This window comes from Morganella sp. EGD-HP17 (assembly GCF_000512315.2).
Lineage (GTDB): Bacteria > Pseudomonadota > Gammaproteobacteria > Enterobacterales > Enterobacteriaceae > Morganella > Morganella morganii.
In genome coordinates this window covers 130,066-147,980 of sequence record NZ_AZRH01000005.1, presented here as the reverse complement: position 1 = coordinate 147,980, position 17,915 = coordinate 130,066, and the positions used below count along the sequence as shown (strand labels likewise).

The window sequence follows — 17,915 nt, the reverse complement described above, 5'->3', positions numbered from 1 at the left end:
GCAGACACTGCCGCAGCCTGTTTATTCTCAGTCGTCAGCATCCATCACATCATGGCGCAGGCGGTGATAACCTTCTTCGTCATAACCGAAACGCCAGTACGGGATCGCATACATCTGACTGTGTTCCCCGTTCAGTTCACGGCGCACATAGCGGCGCAGATCCCTGACCATCGCATCTTCTCCGGCAATCCAGAACGTACACTCTGTCACATCGGCGACCGGCCAGCTTTTAAACAGTGCGGTGACTTCAGCGGTTTTCTCTGTGCCGCCGGTCACCCAGTGCAGGGTGATACCCGCCGGTTTGTTCAGCACCTGCTGGTCATCCGCGTGATCGATGCGGATCACCACATTGCCCTGAGCCTCTGCAGGCATTTTTTCCAGCAGCGCGGCAACAGCGGGAAGTGCTGTTAAATCAGCTGCCATATAGTAGTGTTTCGCCACCGGCAGCAGCGGATCCGGTCCGCCGGGATTGGTAATACCGATATAATCACCCGGTTTGGCATTTCTGGCGAAATCCACCGCCGGACCGGCATCATCATGCATAGCGAATTCAATATCGATTTCTTTCAGTTCAGGGCGGATCGCACGCACGGTATAGGTACGGGCGGTCGGCCGTGGTTTATCTTCCGGCCAGACCGGTCCTTTATCGGACAATACCGGCAGAGCAGGCGGATTCGGCGCATCTTTGGCAATAAACAGCTTCAGGTGACCACCTTCGCAATCTGCCGGATAGGTATCCAGTGACTCAGCCGTAAAGGTGATGCGGCGCAGATTGGGGGTGACGTCGGTAAAGGATTTCACCTGAATCAGACGCGGCGGTGCAGGGCGGTAGATATTTTTTTCCCGGCTCATGCGCAATTCTCCGTTCTATTGTTATTAGTTTCGTTATATCTATTTCGCGGAGTGTATCAGGAATTCAGAAGAATGGTAATCATTATCAATAAAATTATTTAAAAAAGCACACCGTATGGGGGTACGGTGTGCCGGGCAATGCAGCTGCTTACACAGTGCATGACGTACTGATGAGGTACTTACTGATGAGACATGACGACTATCTTACTTTCATTCCCGCCGCCGTCATTAATAAGCGGAAAAGCGATGAGACTGCAAACAATGCCAGAACACTGCCTGCCCAGATAGCGACCATCCAGGCGGCTTTTTTCCACCAGGGGGCCGCTGCGGCAGACTCAGTGGTAGCCCTGGTCATGGGTGATTTTTCCTCTGAAGACATAATAACTCCACCAGGTATATACCAGGATCACAGGTATGATGAATAAAGCGCCAACCAGCATAAAGCTCAGACTTTCGCCGGGGGCGGCGGCCATTTCATAATCGATCACCGGCGGAATAATCATCGGCCAGATACTGATACCGAGTCCGGTGAAACCCAGAAAAACCAGGCCGAGTGCCGCAAAAAACGGCGTATAGTGCAGATGACGGCTGACACTGCGGAACAGCGCAACGGCACAGACAAGCACCAGCAGCGGTACCGGCAGGAAGAACAGAATATTCGGGAAGCTGAACCAGCGCGCCGCAATGGTGTCATGCGCCAGCGGTGTCCACAGACTGATCACGGCCAGTACCGCCAGCATCACCAGGGTCAGAGGTTTCAGCACCTTATACATCTGCTGCTGTAAATGACCTTCCGTTTTCATCACCAGCCAGCCGCAGCCGAGCAGGGCATACGCGATCACCAGACCGAAACCGCAGAACAGCGGGAACGGCGCCAGCCAGTCAAAGGCACCGCCGGTAAAGGCGCGGTTTGCAACCGGAAAACCTTCAATCACGCTGCCGACGACTACACCCTGTACAAAAGTGGCGATAACTGAGCTGATCAGAAACGCGCGATCCCAGAAATAACGGTGATGTTCATCTGCTTTAAAGCGGAATTCAAAAGCCACACCACGGAAGATTAACGCGACCAGCATCAGTGTCAGCGGAATGGCGAGTGCATCCAGAATCACGGCATAGGCCAGCGGGAAAGCACCGAACAACGCGGCCCCGCCCAGCACCAGCCAGGTTTCGTTACCGTCCCAGACCGGGGCGACACTGTTCATCATCAGGTCGCGGTCAGCATTGCTTTTCACAAAGGGATAGAGGATGCCGATACCGAGGTCAAAGCCGTCCATTACGATATACATCAGCGTACTGAATATAATAATGACGAACCAAATCAGGGGTAAATCAATGCCCATGAGACACCTCCGGCGCGATACCTTTGCGGATCAGTTTCATCATATAGATGTAGCCGATACCAAACACAGAACCATAAACAATAAAGAAGATCAGCAGGCTGATGCTCATATGCATCTCACCGTGTGCTGAAACGGCATCCGTTGTGCGCTGTAACCCGTAAACCACCCACGGCTGACGGCCGATTTCAGTCACAAACCAGCCCGCGAGAATCGCGATAAGCCCGGACGGTGCCATCCATAACATAAAGCGCTGGAAAGGCCGGGAATCATATAAACGCCCCCGGTAACGCAGCCACAGGCTCAGGGCGGCAGCCAGCAGCATCAGCATGCCGAGGCCGGCCATCACGCGGAATGACCAGAACACGGCGAACACATTGTCCGGTCTGTCTTCCGGCGGGAACTCGGTCAGTGCGGGCACCTGTTTATCAAGGCTGTGTGTCAGAATCAGACTGGCCAGCCCGGGAATTTCCACGGCATAGCGGGTTTTTTCCTGTGCATTATCCGGAATACCAAACAGAATCAGCGGTGTGGCCTCACCGGGTTTGTTCTCCCAGTGACCTTCCATTGCCGCAACCTTAACCGGCTGATGTTTCAGTGTGTTCAGCCCGTGCGCATCACCAATCAGTGCCTGGAGCGGTGCGAGAACCACAATCAGCCACAATGACATGGAAAACATCTTTTTCATGGCACCGGATTTGTTGCCGCGCAACAGGTGCCAGGCGGCAGAAGCAGCGATAAAGAAGGCGGATGCCAGAAATGCGGCGGTTGTCATATGCAGCAGGCGGTACGGAAAGGACGGATTGAAAATCACCGCGAACCAGTCCACCGGCACCACAACACCGTTTATTACTTCGTGCCCCTGCGGGGTCTGCATCCAGCTGTTGGAGGCCAGGATCCAGAAAGTGGACATCAGTGTACCGAGCGCAACCATGCAGGTGGCGAAATAGTGCAGCTTTTCACCGACACGGTTCCAGCCGAACAGCATCACGCCGAGGAAACCGGCTTCCAGGAAGAACGCAGTCAGTACTTCATAAGTGAGCAGCGGACCGGTGATTGATCCCGCAAACTCAGAAAAGAAACTCCAGTTGGTACCGAACTGATAGGCCATCACCAGACCGGAAACCACCCCCATACCGAAATTCACGGCAAAGATGGCTGACCAGAAATGAAAGAGCTTTTTGTAATCCTCATTGCGGGTTTTCAGCCACATCCCCTCAAGCACCGCCAGGAATGACGCCAGGCCGATGGTGATTGCAGGGAAAATGATATGAAACGACACAGTGAAGGCGAACTGAATTCGCGCAAGCTCAAGGGCACTTAACCCAAACATTGTGACCTCTCGTTGTTATAGCTATGTAAATGATAATTACGCAGATGAAATGTGTGGCACAGTACACCATGAGTTGCTAAAGTATAATAGTGACAATTAGTCATGAAATGTCCATAACAGTTTTACGGAGAGCGCTCCATGACACGCTACGAACAGTTAGCAGAGCAGATAAAACAGCAGATCGAAGATGATATCTGGCAGGTTGGTGACCGGCTGCCGTCATTACGGGAAAGTGCCAGACAGTCGGGACTGAGCCTGATGACTGTCGTACAGTCGTATCAGTTACTGGAGAGCCAGGGATGGGTGGTGGCCCGTCCGCAGTCCGGGTATTTTGTCGCCAAACGCGCCCCGGCGTTTGCCCAGGCCAAAGGTGGTCTGGGTATGCACCTGAGTGAAAATGTGGAGATCAACGCCTCGCTGTTTGATGTCCTTCAGGCCTGCAAAGACCCGGCCATTATTCCGTTCGGGTCGGCATTTCCCGATCCTTCGCTGCTGGTGCAGCCGAAGCTCTCCAAAGCGCTGGGTGCAGTGGCCCGTCGCATCGCACCGCAGAGCGCGGTGGTCAATATGCCGCCCGGCAATGAAAAACTGCGGCGTAATATTTCCCGGCGCTATGCCGCACAGGGGATCCATGTCTCACCGGATGATATTGTCATCACCGCCGGAGCAATGGAATCTCTGTCACTGAGCTTACAGGCGGTCACAGAACCGGGGGACTGGGTGGTGATTGAATCACCGGCATTTTACGGCGCATTGCAGGCAATTGAACGTCTGCGCCTGAAAGCGGTGGCGATCAAAACCGATCCGCAGACCGGGATTGACCTTGATGCGCTGGAAGAGGTGGCAGGGCGCTATGATATCAAAGCCTGCTGGCTGATGACGCACTTCCAGAACCCGCTCGGCGGCACCATGCCGCCGGAAAACAAGCGGCGGCTGGTGGAGATCCTGACGCGGCATGAAATCGCGCTGATAGAGGATGATGTCTACAGTGAGCTCTGGTTTGGCAGCAATGCGCCGCAACCGGCGAAAAGCCTGGATAAAGATAACAATTTCTTCCACTGCTCCTCGTTTTCCAAATGTCTGGCGCCGGGCTTCCGCGTCGGCTGGGTGGCGGCCGGTAAACATGCCCGGAAAATCCAGCAGTTACAGATGATGAGTACGGTATCCGCCAGTATGCCGACACAGCAGGCGATTGCGGAATATCTCGGTCAGGGCGGTTATGATGCGCATCTGAAAAAACTGCGTCAGCAGCTGGAGCAGCGCCAGCACCGGATGCTGTATGCCATCAGCGAATATTTCCCGTCAGATGTGAAGGTCAACTGCCCGCAGGGCGGCTATTTCCTCTGGCTGGAATTTGAACCACCGTTTGATGCCGTCAAACTGTACCGTATGGCACTCAATGAACAGATCAGCATCGCGCCCGGCTCGATGTTTTCCACCAGTGACCAGTTTAATCACGCCTTCCGCCTGAACTGCTCATTTGAATGGAATGAGCGGCTGGATAACGCCATGAAAGTGCTGGGGCAGCTGTGTCATGTACTGAAGAAAACACAGGGGTAATACAAATTTGTCATGGCACAGATATAAAAAAGGGCACTTTTCAGTGCCCGTTTTGCTGATTACGCTGACTTTCCGCAGATTAACTGAATGCCAGGCTCATTGCAGCGGTGGCCAGTAATCCCCCGGCAACGCCTTCACCGATACGGCGGCGTTTGTCGTTATATTCCCCTTTGCTCATCTGGCCGAAAATCAGTGCCACACCGCTGTAAACAATGGCACAGCTGGCGATATACACACCGGATAACAACAGGGACTGCATCGCAACACTCTCACTGCCGGAAATAAAGTTCGGCAGGATAGCAAAGTAGACCAGCAGGCCTTTCGGGTTCAGGAAGCTGGTAAAAAAGCCTTTGGTGATAACCGATTTTGCTGCCGGCTGCATCGGCGGCATTTCGCTCTTGTGCATGGCAGACATCACCATACGGAAAGCCAGATACGCAATATAGGCCACGCCGAACCAGCGCATGCCGTTAAACAGAACCGGGGATGCCACCACAACGGCTGCCAGCCCGAATGCCGCCAGAATGGAATGCATACCGTAACCCAGCAGCACGCCCATGTTGGCTTTCAGTGCCGCGCGGGAACCGCTGGCGAGACCTTGTGATGAAACGAATAAAATATCGGGTCCGGGAGCAAATACAATGGGTAACACGGTTGCGCCAAACACCATCAATGTATTTATGACCATACGACACCCCAAGTTCAAAAAATATATGAATAATTCACAATCTGTTGAATATTAAGAATTTAATTCAATATTGTGACGTCATGATTTGTTATGCAAATTATACGGGGCTTTGCGGGAAATTAGGTTGTTAAATTGACCCGAAAAAACTATTCTTAGCAATATTATTGCGCGGAAACTATCAGGTGGTGATTTAAATGTCAATTGAACTGGATAAGATGGATCGGCGGATCCTGGACCAGCTGCAACGTAACGGCAGAATGCAGAATGTGGAGCTGGCACGCGAAGTGGGGCTCTCTCCGTCACCCTGTCTGAGACGGGTACGTCGTCTGGAGGAAACCGGCGTTATCAGGCGCTATGCGGCGATTCTGGACGGCAGCAAGATAGGCGCTGGGCTGATGCTCTATGCCCGTATCTGGTTTAAGGGGCAGGACGCACAGACTATCAATGATTTTGTCGCGGCCATTAATGAAATGCCGGAGATTGTGGAGTGTCATCTGATGGCCGGTGAATGCGATGCGATGATCCGCATTGTGACCAAAGACCTGACCTCATACCGCCGCTTTCATGCCGATCATCTGACACAAATCCCAAGTATTCAAAGCGTTAAAACGGAAGTGCCGATGGAAACCCTGAAGGTGACACACGCGTTACCCCTGTAAACTGTGAGGATTATCACGAAAAGCAACAGAATTGTGCACTCATGCAGGTTATAAGCAACAGGATTGCGCAGTGATTTTGTGATGAGGGTCAAATCAGAGGCAAAGAAAAAGGCGCGTTAAAAAACGCGCCTCTGCAGATAAAACCAGAATATTATACTTCGGACATCAGTTGCCGGTAACGCTGATCATCATGATACAACTGATGGAATACGCGGTATTTGGCATCATAAAACTGTTTGATGCTCTCTGTCTGCGGTGTCACGGTTTTGCTGATCCGGCTCATGGCCTGCATCGCTTCCGGGATAGAGGCATAAAAGCCCGCAGCCACAGAGCCGAGCATGGCCGAACCCAGCAGAACCGCTTCACTCTCTTCCGGCAGCAGCATGGCGCATCCGGTGGCATTAGCGTGTTCCTGAATAAAGATCGGGTTCTTGGTGCCGCCGCCGCAACCCATGATGGTATCAATGGCATATCCGGCTTTATTCATCTCTTCAATGATATGACGGGTGCCCAGCGCAATCGCCTGGATGGTCGCCAGATAAATCAGCGCGAGATCATCAAGGGTCTGGGTCATACGCAGACCGGTCACCACACCGCGCAGATTCGGGTTTGCACGCGGCGAGCGGTTGCCGTGGAAATAAGGCAGCACATGGATATGCCGTGTCAGCAGGGCAATATCCTCTTTTGAACCCGCCAGTGCCAGCAGGCGGTCGTTGAGGAGCTGATACACCGTCTGCTGGTTCTGTTCAGCCAGTTTTTTCGCGTCACTGTACTGCGGGTGTGACGTGATCATATGGTCGATCAGCGCGCCGGTTGCGGATTGTCCGCCTTCATTCAGCCAGTAACCCGGAATCATAGCACTGTAATAGGCACCCCAGATCCCGTCGATAAAGCGGGCATTTTTGGATACCGCCATATGACAGGATGAAGTACCGCCGATCAGCGCCAGCCGGGTGTTGAAATCCGGTTGTGCGCCGGTGGCATCTGCGGCACCCAGCACGCCGATACCGCCGGCGTGTGCATCAATAATCGAGGTGGCAACCGGCGTGCCCGGGATCAGCCCCAAATCTGCCGCTGCGTTTGGTGTCAGGCCGTTACCGACCGGCTCACCCATCGGGCGGATTTCGCGGCCGATAATCTGCGCATCGTTTTCCAGAAGATCTTCCAGGCCAATCTGGCGGAAGAAATGGGTATCCCAGCGATCTTCATGGCCGAGGTAGGTCCATTTACACACGGTGGAGCAGAGTGACCGGCTGTTGGTATAGGTTGCTTTCCAGGTCAGAAAATCCGGCAGATCAAAGAAATAGCCCGCTTTCGCCCAGGTGGTCGGCATGTTCTGCTTCAGCCATAACAGTTTCGGTGTTTCCATCTCCGGCGAGATGCGGTTGCCGACATACGCCAGCACCGGATGTTTGGTGTCATTGATCCGCTGCGCCTGACTGATAGCCCGGTGATCCATCCACATAATAATGTTCTGCTCGCTGCGGCCGGTCGGGCTGACCGTCAGCGGCTGACCCTGTTTATCCAGCACCACCAGGGAGCAGGTGGCATCAAAACCGAGGCCTTTGACCTGAATCGGGTCGATACGTGCCTGTGCCACCGCATCTTTTACCGCGAGGCACACACTGCGCCAGATATCATCGGAGGATTGTTCCACATAATCCGCCTGTGGTTTGAACTGACGGATATCCCGCTTTGCTTCGCCTTTTTTGCGTCCGGCAGCATCAAAAACCCCGGCCCGGGCGCTGCCGCTCCCGACATCCACACCAATAAAATAGACACTCATAATCCGCTCCCTTATGACCGGGCTTTCTGCAATGCAATAAATAAGATAAGAATACCGCCCCACAGTGCCATGATGAGGTAACTGCTGACACCCAGCAGGTTCAGGCCGCTTTCCAGCATCTGTAAGACAAACAAGGCCAGCACAATGCCGATAATGCGTCCGAAACCACCGTCCGGGTTCACGCCGCCGAGCACAGAGGCGAGAATAGCGATCAGCAGGTAAGACTCCCCGTATCCCGCTTTGGCGGAGTTAAACTTAGCCATCATAATAATCGCGGCCACCCAGCACAGAACAGATGAAATCACATACACCGCCATAATGGTTTTCTGTGTATTCAGGCCGGAAAAACGTGTTGCTTTCTCATTGGAACCCATCAGATAAACGGTACGGCCGAGCGGCGTATATTCCAGTAATCCCCACAGCAGGAACGCAAACAGCAGGAACAGGATCAGCGGCATCGGAATACCGAGAAGGGTACCGTTACCGAGCCACAGCAGTGACGGCGGGAAGCCGGAAATCACGGTACCGCCGGAAATAAGCACATTCAGACCGTTGATTAACGTCATCATCCCGAGGGTGGCGAGGATCGGAGACACGCCGACAAAGGCAATCAGGAAACCGTTGATCAGCCCGATAATCACGGCAGTGATCAGCCCGGCCAGCAGGGCAGGCAGTAACATGGCGCCATCACCCGGACTCATGGCCATCACACTCGCCATCACCAGCCCGCAGGCATTGGTGGTCGCGATAATGGACAGGTTGATCCCGCCGGTCAGCATACAGACAGACATCGCCAGTGCCAGCATACCGAGCAGCGGCATCTGGGACGTCATTGACTGGAAGTTGGAAACAGAGAAAAACGCACCTGCATTAAACATCCCCTGCAACAGCAGGATAGCGGCCATGATCACCAGCAGGTAAATAATGTTGCGGTCACTCCGCAGATTCAGCATTGACATCATGACAGATGACCTCCCGTAGCGGCACGGCGTTTTTCGTTATACGCGGTGAAACTGATACTGATAACAATGATAAGCCCGGTCAGTACGGTGTGCCAGTAAGACGGAACACCGGCCAGGGTCAGGCCGTTTTTGACAATTGCCAGCAGGGCAACCCCGAGGATCACCCCGGTAAGAGAGCCTTTGCCGCCGGTCATACTGACACCGCCTAATACCACGGCTGCCAGCACTGTCAGTTCAAAGCCCATCAGGGCATTCGGTGCAACGGACTGGGTGATCTGCGTCTGCACCACAGAAGCAATCCCCGCCAGCGCGCCCATATAGCCGTAAACAAACAGCATCACGCCGAGAATACTGATACCGACACGCTTTGCGGCATCCGCATTACCGCCGACCGCATAAATCTGACGGCCGATGCGGGTTTTGCTCATCAGAAAGCCGGTGAAAATAATTACGGTGATCAGGGTCAGGATCGGCAGGGACAGGCCGTAGTCATAACCGTCGCTGCCGGTAAATGACATCACCTCAACCCCATCCATAAACCACTCCGGGAAGCCGTACAGCCATTCGCCGTTGGTGAAATAGATCAGCAGGCCGAAAAAGACGTTCAGGGTGGAAATGGTGATAATAATAGACGGTACTTTCAGGCGGTAAATCAGCAGGGCGTTGATCAGCCCCAGCAGTAAACCAACAACCGCTGCGATAGCAAAGGCGATAAAGAAATTGCCGCCCTGTGACAGCACATACGTCGCCATCACATACTGCGCGGTGGCCGCCGTGGCCGGGAAGGAGATATCAATCCCGCCGGAGACCAGCACCACAAACAGACCACAGGCCATAATCGCCAGAATGGCGGTGCTGGTGGTCATATCAAACACATTGCCCAATGTCATAAAATCTTCATTGGTGATGCTGAGAAACACACTGAGCAGCACAATTAATACCGCCAGCCAGAACTCATGATGTGCAAACAGATGACGACATGACTTAAGCATTAACCGCCTCCGTGATTGCCTGCTCCGTTGTGGTTAACGGATTGAACTCATGGGTAAAACGACCTTCTTTCATCACAATGACCCGGTGACTGTTATAGAATACTTCAGGAATTTCATCACTGATCATTAAAATCGCCATGCCTTCGGCGGCCAGCATTCTGATGATCTGATAAATACTCTCTTTATTGGCGACATCCACGCCGACTGTCGGGGAATCGAGGATCAGAATATCCGGTTTTGCCGCAATCCACTTGGCGATCGCAATGCGCTGGGCATTCCCGCCGGACAGACTGGTGACCGGCAACGCCGGATCGGACACTTTTATCTGCAGTGCCTCAATCAGTCCGCTGACCAGTTCATGCGCCCGGGTGTGATCGAGCAGTCCGCCTTTGCGGGTCAGACGCGGCAGCATCACGGAGGTGGTGTTGTCGTGAATGGACTGCGCCATCACCAGCCCCGTGCTCATGCGGTCTTCCGACACATAGCCTATGCCGTGGTTAATCGCATCCCGGTTGGAGTGCAGCTTAACCGGTGAACCGTTGATCAGCAGGGTGCCGCTGTCCGGTTTCGTCATGCCGAACAGTGACAGACACAACTCTGTGCGTCCGGAACCGAGCAGCCCGGTAATGCTGACTACTTCGCCGGCATGCAGCTTCAGGTCAATATCATAAAATTGATGTTGCTTTGTCAGTTTCTCTGCGCTGAGACGTAAGAGTCCCCCGGTGTTGTACGCAGAAAGCGGTGTGAACTCGAAACGCTGACCGGTCATAAGATATGCCAGCTCATCGCTGTTCATCTTATCCGCATCATAAGTTCCGATCAGTTTCCCGTCACGGATCACGGAGATCCGGTCGGAAATTTCCATCACTTCATCCAGTTTATGGCTGACAAACACCACGGTGACGCCGTTGGCTTTCAGATCAGCGACCACGCGGATCAGCTGATTGACTTCACTGCGCGTCAGTGAGGCTGTCGGTTCATCCATAATTACCAGCCGGGCGTCATTTGCCATCGCGCGGCAGATAGCAACCAGCTGACATTCAGCAATGGAAAGTTGTTCAACACGTTTATGCAGGGGCAGGGACAAGCCAATACGGCTGATAATTTCCTGCGCCTGTTTCATCTGGCGGCGGCGGTTAGCCAGCCCTTTGTACCACTTAACATGTTCCTGAATCACAATGTTTTCAGCAACAGTCAGGTTAGGAAAGAGCGAGAGATCCTGGTAAATCACCTGGATACCCTGCTCAATAGATTGCTGCGGGGTTAACCTGTTGTAGCTCTGCCCGTTAATAATAATTTCTGCGCCCTTTTCCGGCGGATGAACCCCGGAGATCACCTTGAATAAGGTACTTTTGCCGCAGCCATTCTTGCCGGCGAGACAATGAACCTCACCCCGGTTAAACGTCAGATTTATATTATCGAGTGCAATGACGGAGCCGAAGTGTTTGGAAACCTGTTTTAAGGTAATCAGTGCGTCTTTTGACATATACCAGCCCATGACAGGGCAGCACGGATGCTGCCCTTTTTAACAAAAAATGAAGAAGGATCAGAAACCGAGCGAGGTGGCGTTATTGCCGTCAACTTCCAGGATTTTATTGAATTTTATCACCTGTTTCTGAGTATCGATTTCAGCTTTACCCAGATCTTTGACTTCCACACCGTCAGTTACTTTTTTGCCGTCCAGCATATCTTTGGAGACAGACACCAGCGCGTAACCCGCATCAGCCGGGTTCCACAGGAAACCTTTCTTGATTTCGCCGCCTTTCAGATACGGTGCAGCCTGTGCAGGCATCAGGATACCCGCGGTGCTGATTTTGTTTTTCGCACGTTTTTTCTTGATGGCCTCACCGGCACCAATCAGGCCCAGTGAACCGTAAGAAACAATCCCTTTCATTTCAGGATGGGCTTTCATCAGGTCATTGGTTGCCGCGAAAGAGGCATCAATGCTTTCGGCAACCGGCATACGGCTGGTCACTTCAAACATTTCCGGATAGGTTTTCTTCTGATACTCAACCGCCAGGTTTGCCCAGTTGTTGTGCAGAGGAACGGTCAGGGAGCCGACATAAATCACATAGCCGCCTTTGCCGCCCATGTTTTTCGCCAGTTCATCCATGGTTGCTTTGGCATAAGCATCGTTATCGATAGTTTCGATATCCCAGTCAGCGTTATGGCCATCCGGTGCTTCGTGAGTCAGCACAATGATTCCCTGTTCGCGGGCTTTCTTAAAGACCGGCTCAAGAACAGTCACGTCATTCGGTACCACGGTGATGGCATCAACTTTCTTGGCAATCAGGTCTTCAATGATTTTTACCTGCTGAGCCGGATCCGGCGTGGAAGGCCCGACCTGGTAAGCATTGACGCCCAGATCTTTTGCCGCCTGCTGAACCCCTTTATCCATCTGGTTAAACCACGGAATCCCGGAGACTTTGACGACGTTGACGATTTCGTATTCTTTTGCCATGACGCTGGCGGAAAAGAGTGCAACAGATAATGCCGCAACTTTAAAAAATGATTTCTTCATCGGTAATAACCCTTTTTATATGGATACAGAGAGTGTTGCAGGGAGACCAAATAGAAGCCTGACTATAGGAGCAGGAATGATAAAAAGGGGAGGAAGAACTTAAAAATGTGATCTGTGCCCATTATTGATATATGTGTGTTATTAATTTGATAACAAATTGTTTCAGTTAACGATGATTGTAATTAAATTACATGAAACCATATCAATGAAACGTAAAATTAACAAAATAACCCACAAATAGAAACAATTCATGCGTTTTATTATTGCCATACGGAAAGTATTTTTATTGACATTTGTGAAAATACTTACGGATTACGATAAAATCGCGCTGAACCGATTGTTTGTAATGCAACAATGTAATGTGTTTCATTTTAATGTAACTTAAATCACAAAATAAAATCAGCAGGTGATATTAATTCTGAAATAAAACAACACAAACAACAGATGTGATTTACTTATTATTTGATTTTACTGTAATTTTCGCTGGTGGTTGTTGAAACGTATCACAGAATAAAACTGAACTCCTGTGGTTTCACAATCGTCCGGTAATCCTCTGCATTCAGCACAATGGTTTCTGTCAGCGTTCCGGCATTGAAGGCGATATCGGTGTAGCGTTCAAACAAAACCGGGTCAATCACCAGCTCCAGTTCCGGATTAAATGTAAAAGGTGCCAGTGCCCCGGGGACACAATCAGTCAGTGTTTTCACCTGTTCAGCGGTGGCAAAGGAAATCTTTTTCGCACCGAAAAAACCGGCCAGTTTTTCGCCGTCAATTTTTTCATCTCCGGGCAATACCGCCAGCACATTTTTCTTCACGCCGTTGCCTTTCACTTTTAACACCACGGCTTTGGTGCATTGCCCCAATTCAACACCGCGCACCTGAGCCACTTCATCAGAGGTAAAACCGAGTGCATCATGGCTCATGATTTCATAGCGGGCATGGTGATTATCCAGAAGGGTGGTGATTTTGCGGAGGATATTATCTGATGAAGACATACGGCTTTCCCTGTTTCTTATTTTGACTACCGGTCACGGTAATCAAAAATACAGGGAAAACCAATGTGTTTGCGTCCGGAATGTGATGTGAACTACGGCCAGTTACGCCAGAAACTGACCGATAACAGCACCAGCAGGGTATAAATCTCCAGACGGCCTAATAACATGGCGAAACAGAGCAGGTATTTTGCCGCCGGAGAGATCTCCCCGAACCCGGGGGCTGTTAACCCGAATCCCAGCCCCATATTATTAATACAGGCGGCGACACTGGCAAATGAGGTCATTAAATCGTACCCCATCAGATTAAGGCACCAGATAAAAAAGCAGGTACAAATAACATAAAGGAAGAAAAAGCTCAGAACGGAATTGATCAGCCGGTGCTGCACAACGGTATCACCGACTTTGATCAGGGTTTGTGCTTTCGGGTGGATCAGGGAATAGACTTCCCGCCAGCTCTGTTTGGAGAGAATTAAAAACCGGATCGCTTTTATTCCGCCGCAGGTGGAGCCGACACAACCACCGAAAAAACTGGCAAATAATAAGAGAACAATAATATGAGACGGCCACTGCGCATAATCACCGGTGGCAAGCCCGTTATCTGTCAGCATGGAACTGGTGAGGAAAAAAGCATGCACAAAGGATTCTTCGGCAGACGAATACATATTTGCCCGCCATACTTCAAAAAAGACCAGCCCGATAATCAATGCCGCCACGGCAAAATAGAAACGTAATTCCGTATTACTGAATAAGGGCTTCAGGCTGCGTTTTGCCAGCGCCACAAAATAAAGGGTAAAGTTGACGGCGGATAATAATGAAAAAGCCCCTGCCACTAACTCAATCGCGGAGCTGTTAAAATAGCCGATACTTTCACTGTAAGTGGAAAACCCGCCGAGAGAGACGGTCGACAGCCCGTGGCATAAGGCATCAAACCAGGTCATTCCGGCCAGTTTAAAAGCAACGGTGCAGCAAAATCCCAGTAATAAATAGGTGAACCACAAATTGCGGGCGGAGCTGGCTAAACGGGGCGTTAATTTCTCATCTTTAAACGGACCCGGCATTTCGGACTGATATAAACGCATTCCCCCGATACCCAGCAGCGGAAATATCGCCACCGCCAGGACAATAACCCCCAGACCGCCGATAAAATTAAGCTGGGCGCGGTAATATAAAACCGAGCGGGGCAAATCAGTGACATTGTGAAATACTGAGGCGCCGGTGGTGGTAATACCGGAAACACCTTCAAATAAGGCATCCTCAAAAGCCATATTCAGATGGTCATCCAGCCAGAACGGCATGGCGCTGATAACAGAAAATAACAGCCAGAATACCGCAATAACCAGGAAGCCGTCCCGCGTCTGTAATTGCAGCCCGGTGGTTTTACTGCGGTACCAGCACACTAACCCGGCCGGAAAGAAAATCAGGAAACTGCCGGCAAACGCGAAAAAACTCTGCTCCTGCGCAATAAGCGCAACCAGCATCGGTAATAGCAGTGTCAGGCTGTAAATCACTATCAGAAAACTGCTCAGATGGATAATGACTCGGGAACGGGTTGATATCACAGGATGACCACCGGATTTTCTAAAATAAACAGCAGATAATACGAAATAGCTGATAGTGAACTGATTGCCGCTGATTGTAAATTGTTTTCAGCTGAACAGCGCAGCAGGATCAAAAAAGGCTGCAACCGGCAGCAGCCTTCTGTCAGTATAACGGCACAAAAAAGCCATATTACATCGTTTCGTCAGCCCACACCCGCTGATAATCCGAACCGTCCGTCCGCCAGATTTCACGGACATTTTCACCGGCATACTTCAGATAATCATTTTCAGCGGAAAATTGCACAGCCAGCGCGGTTTCACATTCCGTGGTGATCCTGCGCGGCGCATCAATAACGGATGATGCCACGGAATCTTCCTGCAAACGGATTTTCAGCTTTTTTAATCCGTGCTGCACATGGAACAGGAACAGATAGTTATGAAACAGACCGTTATGCGGCATTCTCAGCTCCGGATTTTTTATTGGCAAGCCGGGTATAAATAATACCGACGGCGATGGTCAGTACCAGGCCAATAATAACAACCAGTTTGCCGTTTTCAGTCACACCGGCAGGGCTTGAGGCATAGGAAAAATTATGCGCAAAAGCCGCAACGGTCAGCATCCCCAGCACGCTGACAGCCGCATCGGTATTACCCTGTCCGGCATTGGCTAATTGCCGCAGCGGGCAGCCGGTAATAAAGACACCACATAATCCGACCAGTGACATGGAGAGGAAATTCCACAGCCCGTCATTATGGGCAATCGGCTGATTATCAAACCCGATATTGATTTTTCCGGTGAGCATATTACCGGCAATAACAACCAGCAGCAGGGCGAGAACGCCGATTGCCATCGTGTAATTGCGGGACAGGAAGATATTTTTAGCCATACCGATAAAACAGAAACGGGTACGCTGAATAATCACCCCGATAATAAGCCCGGCGGTTATTGCCATCCAGACCGGAGCATGAGCGGCTCCCGGCCCTTTGACACTGGATTTGAAAATGGAACTGTCGATAATAAACAGCACAAATAAGACCAGACACACCGCCGGTAATATTAAGCCTTCAGCGGCAGACTGCTGATAATTACGCGGTAATGAAAATCCTTTCTTAATAAACAGACTGCCGATACCAATACCGGCGACCAGGCCGAATAACCCGACAACCGCATTTAAATCACCGGCACCAATCCGCAGGATCATCCGCAGCGGACATCCTAAAAAAACCAGACAACCGGCCATCATCAGAAAACCGAGTGTAAAGCGGATAACCGGTGCAGAACCGGCCTTGGACTGAAATTCTTTAAAAATAACCGCAGCCCCGAATGAGCCGAGAATAAAACCAAAAATTTCAGGACGAAGATATTGGACGGTTTCGGTATTATGCAATCCCATACTGCCTGCACTATCCCGGATAAAACAAGCGACACAAACACCCATATTTGGCGGGTTTCCGTATATACCAAGGACTACAGCACTGATCCCTATAATAATACCGGAAATGATGATAATTATTTTTGTTGCGGACATTATATGACTCCGTTATGGAGATGTTATCTCCTGACTAATAGAACCTATTAAGCACAGGGTCAATGTACCGCAGTGACAAATAATATCTTTTACCCGGGTCAAAGATTTTGAAAGCAATAACTAATCTCCGTAAATTCACGGAACAATGATGCAGATAGTAAAATCATCCTGATGAAGGTTATCGCTGATAAAAAATTGAGATATAAAAGGTAACAACACTATTGTTTACAGCCATAATTTTTATTAAAATTTATTCTCAATTTAACTAGCGGATGATAAATAAAATGCCAATTTCATTTGAGACATCAATATCTTATGTATCATCAATTTTTAACAAAGAAATGGTTTTTATTTTATGTTTATCAATAACAATTGGCTTGTTTTATTATATAAGGAAGAAATCAAAATCAGGATTTTCTGTTGTCAGAAGGATATGGAGGGTTTGTATTGGGTTTAATTATAAGGATAAAAATGATTTTATTAATGATATATTAGAAATTGAAGAATTTAATTATTATTATAACACGAGTGCAGTATCGAAGCGGCAAAAAAAGAAATTTCAACATTGGGTCAGAAAGTTCGAATTGGATTTTAAATTAATATCTAAGCTTAAAAGCAACCTCTGCATTGAGAGATTAAAAATTAAAAAAATCAATAAGATATTATTTTTCTCCCTTCCGGTAGAGATTGCATTTTTGCTTACGCTGGTTTTTATTCCGGTTTTAAATATAGCCGTCAAACCTGCCGGATTGGTCAGTATCAATAATTCAGAGTGGTTTTTGATTAATAAAGATGGTGCCCGTGAATATCAGTATTTTGGCGGGAATACGCCAGCGTGGATAGTAAATAAAGATAACTGTTTATCTCCGGAAGAAATAAAATCAACCTTAGATAAGGATACGGTCACTATGATTTGTAACACCTTTGATAATAAATCAGACCAGGATTATCTTGTGAAATTAATAAAGGAACAACGATTGGTATATGGTTTTTTAGCTATAGTGATATTACTCGTATCAGTATTCCGATTTAAGTATATGCTGTTTTTATCATACACTCTGGATGCAAGAAAGATGCTGTTTAATAAAATAAAATTATATAAGAAACGGAAATAAATATATATCAGGTAAGGCATCCTCCCGGATGCCTTATGAATATAG

Annotated in this window: 17 protein-coding genes; 3 read left to right on the top strand and 14 right to left on the bottom strand. The window is 49.9% G+C overall.

Features of this window, described 5'->3' with window-relative positions; translation table 11 throughout:
* Positions 1 to 27: 27 nt before the first annotated feature.
* From X965_RS07490 to X965_RS07480, 4 genes are all read right to left on the bottom strand, one after another.
* The gene (locus X965_RS07490) at positions 28 to 852 is read right to left on the bottom strand and encodes a siderophore-interacting protein (protein WP_004237349.1); all 825 of its coding nucleotides are present in this window, start codon (positions 850 to 852) and stop codon (positions 28 to 30) included.
* 199 nt (positions 853 to 1,051) lie between these two features.
* Positions 1,052 to 1,207 (bottom strand): DUF2474 domain-containing protein, encoded by a 156-nt coding sequence (locus tag X965_RS18935; protein WP_004239496.1) that lies wholly within the window; start codon positions 1,205 to 1,207, stop codon positions 1,052 to 1,054.
* Positions 1,188 to 2,195 (bottom strand): cytochrome d ubiquinol oxidase subunit II, encoded by a 1,008-nt coding sequence (cydB, locus tag X965_RS07485; protein ID WP_004237347.1) that lies wholly within the window; start codon positions 2,193 to 2,195, stop codon positions 1,188 to 1,190. Before cydB ends, X965_RS18935 begins: the two co-directional genes overlap by 20 nt.
* Complete coding sequence (locus X965_RS07480) at positions 2,185 to 3,525, bottom strand: cytochrome ubiquinol oxidase subunit I (protein WP_004237346.1); 1,341 nt, start codon at positions 3,523 to 3,525, stop codon at positions 2,185 to 2,187. Before X965_RS07480 ends, cydB begins: the two co-directional genes overlap by 11 nt.
* A 138-nt stretch (positions 3,526 to 3,663) precedes the next feature.
* On the opposite strand from X965_RS07480, the gene X965_RS07475 reads away from it, so the two are divergent.
* Positions 3,664 to 5,085, top strand: coding sequence for a PLP-dependent aminotransferase family protein (locus tag X965_RS07475; RefSeq protein ID WP_032098240.1), 1,422 nt, complete (start codon positions 3,664 to 3,666; stop codon positions 5,083 to 5,085).
* Positions 5,086 to 5,164: 79 nt separating this feature from the next.
* Here the strand turns inward: X965_RS07475 and X965_RS07470 are convergent, their stop codons facing one another.
* Positions 5,165 to 5,773, bottom strand: coding sequence for a LysE family translocator (locus X965_RS07470; protein WP_004237344.1), 609 nt, complete (start codon positions 5,771 to 5,773; stop codon positions 5,165 to 5,167).
* Between the two features lie 194 nt (positions 5,774 to 5,967).
* Between X965_RS07470 and X965_RS07465 the strand changes: the two genes are divergently transcribed.
* Positions 5,968 to 6,432 (top strand): Lrp/AsnC family transcriptional regulator, encoded by a 465-nt coding sequence (locus X965_RS07465; protein WP_004237343.1) that lies wholly within the window; start codon positions 5,968 to 5,970, stop codon positions 6,430 to 6,432.
* A gap of 151 nt (positions 6,433 to 6,583) precedes the next feature.
* Here X965_RS07465 and X965_RS07460 read toward each other — a convergent pair whose 3' ends face one another.
* From X965_RS07460 to yedE, 9 genes are all read right to left on the bottom strand, one after another.
* Positions 6,584 to 8,218, bottom strand: a complete 1,635-nt coding sequence (locus tag X965_RS07460; RefSeq protein ID WP_004237342.1) for an FGGY-family carbohydrate kinase — start codon at positions 8,216 to 8,218, stop codon at positions 6,584 to 6,586.
* A gap of 11 nt (positions 8,219 to 8,229) precedes the next feature.
* Positions 8,230 to 9,177, bottom strand: coding sequence for an ABC transporter permease (locus X965_RS07455; RefSeq protein ID WP_216598467.1), 948 nt, complete (start codon positions 9,175 to 9,177; stop codon positions 8,230 to 8,232).
* A complete protein-coding gene (locus X965_RS07450; protein ID WP_036417603.1) occupies positions 9,177 to 10,172 on the bottom strand; it encodes an ABC transporter permease in 996 nt (331 codons plus the stop codon). The genes X965_RS07455 and X965_RS07450 overlap by 1 nt, the downstream gene beginning before the upstream one ends.
* Complete coding sequence (locus X965_RS07445; protein ID WP_036417601.1) at positions 10,165 to 11,658, bottom strand: sugar ABC transporter ATP-binding protein; 1,494 nt, start codon at positions 11,656 to 11,658, stop codon at positions 10,165 to 10,167. Before X965_RS07445 ends, X965_RS07450 begins: the two co-directional genes overlap by 8 nt.
* A gap of 60 nt (positions 11,659 to 11,718) precedes the next feature.
* Positions 11,719 to 12,693 (bottom strand): substrate-binding domain-containing protein, encoded by a 975-nt coding sequence (locus X965_RS07440; RefSeq protein WP_004239483.1) that lies wholly within the window; start codon positions 12,691 to 12,693, stop codon positions 11,719 to 11,721.
* Between the two features lie 503 nt (positions 12,694 to 13,196).
* On the bottom strand, positions 13,197 to 13,688 hold the full coding sequence (locus X965_RS07435; protein WP_036417599.1) for a YbaK/EbsC family protein: 492 nt from the start codon (positions 13,686 to 13,688) through the stop codon (positions 13,197 to 13,199).
* A 92-nt stretch (positions 13,689 to 13,780) separates the two neighbouring features.
* Positions 13,781 to 15,247, bottom strand: coding sequence for a TrkH family potassium uptake protein (locus X965_RS07430; RefSeq protein WP_036414684.1), 1,467 nt, complete (start codon positions 15,245 to 15,247; stop codon positions 13,781 to 13,783).
* 169 nt (positions 15,248 to 15,416) lie between these two features.
* A complete protein-coding gene (locus X965_RS07425) occupies positions 15,417 to 15,686 on the bottom strand; it encodes a hypothetical protein (RefSeq protein WP_036417597.1) in 270 nt (89 codons plus the stop codon).
* Positions 15,676 to 16,755, bottom strand: a complete 1,080-nt coding sequence (gene yedE / locus X965_RS07420; protein WP_036417595.1) for a YedE family putative selenium transporter — start codon at positions 16,753 to 16,755, stop codon at positions 15,676 to 15,678. The genes X965_RS07425 and yedE overlap by 11 nt, the downstream gene beginning before the upstream one ends.
* Before the next feature lie 284 nt (positions 16,756 to 17,039).
* On the opposite strand from yedE, the gene X965_RS07415 reads away from it, so the two are divergent.
* Complete coding sequence (locus tag X965_RS07415) at positions 17,040 to 17,870, top strand: DUF6216 family protein (RefSeq protein WP_015422675.1); 831 nt, start codon at positions 17,040 to 17,042, stop codon at positions 17,868 to 17,870.
* The last annotated feature ends 45 nt before the right edge of the window (positions 17,871 to 17,915 follow it).